Genomic DNA, 2,057 nt, shown 5'->3' on the forward strand with positions numbered 1-2,057 from the left:
GGAGCTGCCTCTGCGGCGATAAGCTGGGATTTCTGTGAATCTTTGTTACGGTTAACGAGATAATCCCTTGGTCGGGGGTCTCAGCCCCTGAAACTTCGTGTCACAATTTGCCATCTCCCTTGAGAGCACCCCATGGACACTTTGCAAAACATGCGCGCCTTCAGTTGTGTTGCCGAAGCGGGCAGCTTCACCGCCGCCGCCGTGCAACTGGACACCACCACCGCCAACGTCTCGCGCGCGGTCTCCAACCTGGAAGCCCACCTGCAAACCCGCCTGCTCAATCGCACGACCCGGCGCATCGCCCTGACCGAGGCCGGCAAACGCTACCTGCTGCGCTGCGAACAGATCCTCGCCTACGTCGAAGAAGCCGAAGCGGAAGCCAGCGACGCCCACGCACGCCCGGCCGGCCAGCTGAAAGTGCACACCATGACCGGCATCGGCCAGCACTTCGTCATCGACGCCATCGCCCGCTACCGCAAGACCCACCCCGACGTGACCTTCGACCTGACCCTGGCCAACCGCGTGCCGGACCTGCTCGACGAGGGCTACGACGTGTCCATCGTGCTGGCCAGCGAACTGCCCGATTCCGGCTTCGTCTCGCAACGCCTGGGCATCACCTACAGCATCGTCTGCGCCTCGCCGGCCTACGTAAAAGCCAACGGCGCCGCGCAGAAACCCAGCGACCTGCTCAACCACGCGTGCCTGCGCCTGGTCAGCCCGGTGATCCCCCTGGAAAAATGGGCCTTCGACGGCCCGGACGGCCAGGAAACGGTCACCATCAACAGCTCACCGTTCCTGGTGAACTCCGCCGACGCCATGAAAACCGCCATCACCAGCGGCATGGGCGTCGGCGTGCTGCCGGTCTACGCCGCCATCGAAGGCCTGCGCAACGGCACCCTGGTGCGCGTGATGCCGAACTACCGCTCGCAGGAACTCAACCTCTACGCGATCTACCCGTCGCGGCAGTACCTGGATGCGAAGATCAAGACGTGGGTGGAATATTTGCGCGGATCGTTGCCGGAGATATTGGCGGCGCATCAGGCGGAACTGGTTGCGTATGAGTTGAGCGGGAGCCTGGCTGGCGCGCGCGTCGCCACCTGACTTTAAACACCGCTGACTTCGTGTAGGAGCTGACGAGTGCAACGAGGCTGCGATCCTTTGATTTTTCTGTTTAAAAATCAAAAGATCGCAGCCTACGGCAGCTCCTACATCGCGGTGTTTACAGGGAAGTTTCCGACAGGTTTTGCAGGTTGTCCGTCGGACGTACGCTGGCTAGGATCTGGTGGTTGCTGACGAATCAGCGACCGGGTCTGGAAAACCCGCAGGATCACAGCGCATGACATAATGCCGCGCTCTTTCAGCGCCGGTATTCAGTTATGGCGGCTGTACGTGGGAGACCTTCGGGTCTGCCGGGTTTGATCCTTTGCCGGTTTTTCCAGTCCGCGTACAGCTGCCACCCCTTTCGCCTGGAAAACGAAAAATGGCAGCTCCATTAATCCAAAAGGATCTTTGCCATGTTCAAACCCACACCCAATCCCCCCGAATCCGAAAGCACCTCACCCTACCAATCCCCCGACTCAACGAAACTCCACGACGCCGCCGAGCGTGCGCTGGATCACTACCTCAAACCGGCCACCACCGCGCAGCAAAGCCACAAACCCAGCACCATGTTCCAGGTCGCCCCGGACCAGGACAACGAAAGCCTGCTGGCCCACGCCTGCGAATCCCTCGCCTCGGCGAGCATCATGAGCAGCGACATCGCCGCCCACGTCGACAGCCCACAGAGGCACACCATACTGGCCATCCAGCAGGTGATCATGCTGGCGGAACTGGCGGTGAACCGGGTGCTGGATAACTACGAAATCCACCAGCCCCCGTCACACAATTGAACGTCTGTGGGAGCGAGCCTGCTCGCGAAGGCTTCGGCACATTCAACATTCGAGGTGTCAGATAAACCGCCTTCGCGAGCAGGCTCGCTCCCACAGTTTGAATCGAGTACGTCAGCGAGAAACAGGTCGGCTGTCAGGCCGCCTTCGCTGGCAAGCCAGCTCCCACAG

General features: G+C 61.0%; 2 protein-coding genes. Both read left to right on the plus strand.

Translation table 11 applies throughout. The features are described 5' to 3' along the window. Positions 1-132 precede the first annotated feature (132 nt). Positions 133-1,101 carry a LysR family transcriptional regulator gene (locus D8U60_RS14980; RefSeq protein ID WP_024011667.1) on the plus strand — a complete coding sequence of 323 codons (969 nt, stop codon included), beginning with the start codon at positions 133-135 and terminating at the stop codon, positions 1,099-1,101. Positions 1,102-1,514: 413 nt separating this feature from the next. Then, on the plus strand, positions 1,515-1,889 hold the full coding sequence (locus D8U60_RS14985; protein WP_130900389.1) for a DUF6124 family protein: 375 nt from the start codon (positions 1,515-1,517) through the stop codon (positions 1,887-1,889). Positions 1,890-2,057 lie beyond the last annotated feature (168 nt).

It is taken from the genome of Pseudomonas sp. Sample_11, assembly GCF_004307505.1.
Classification (GTDB): domain Bacteria; phylum Pseudomonadota; class Gammaproteobacteria; order Pseudomonadales; family Pseudomonadaceae; genus Aquipseudomonas; species Aquipseudomonas atacamensis.

What these genes read in the sequence shown, in the direction of transcription:
- D8U60_RS14985 (WP_130900389.1), top strand. Translation starts at nt 1,515, where the DNA reads ATGTTCAAACCCACACCCAATCCCCCCGAATCCGAAAGCACCTCACCC.
- D8U60_RS14980 (WP_024011667.1), top strand. Translation starts at nt 133, where the DNA reads ATGGACACTTTGCAAAACATGCGCGCCTTCAGTTGTGTTGCCGAAGCG.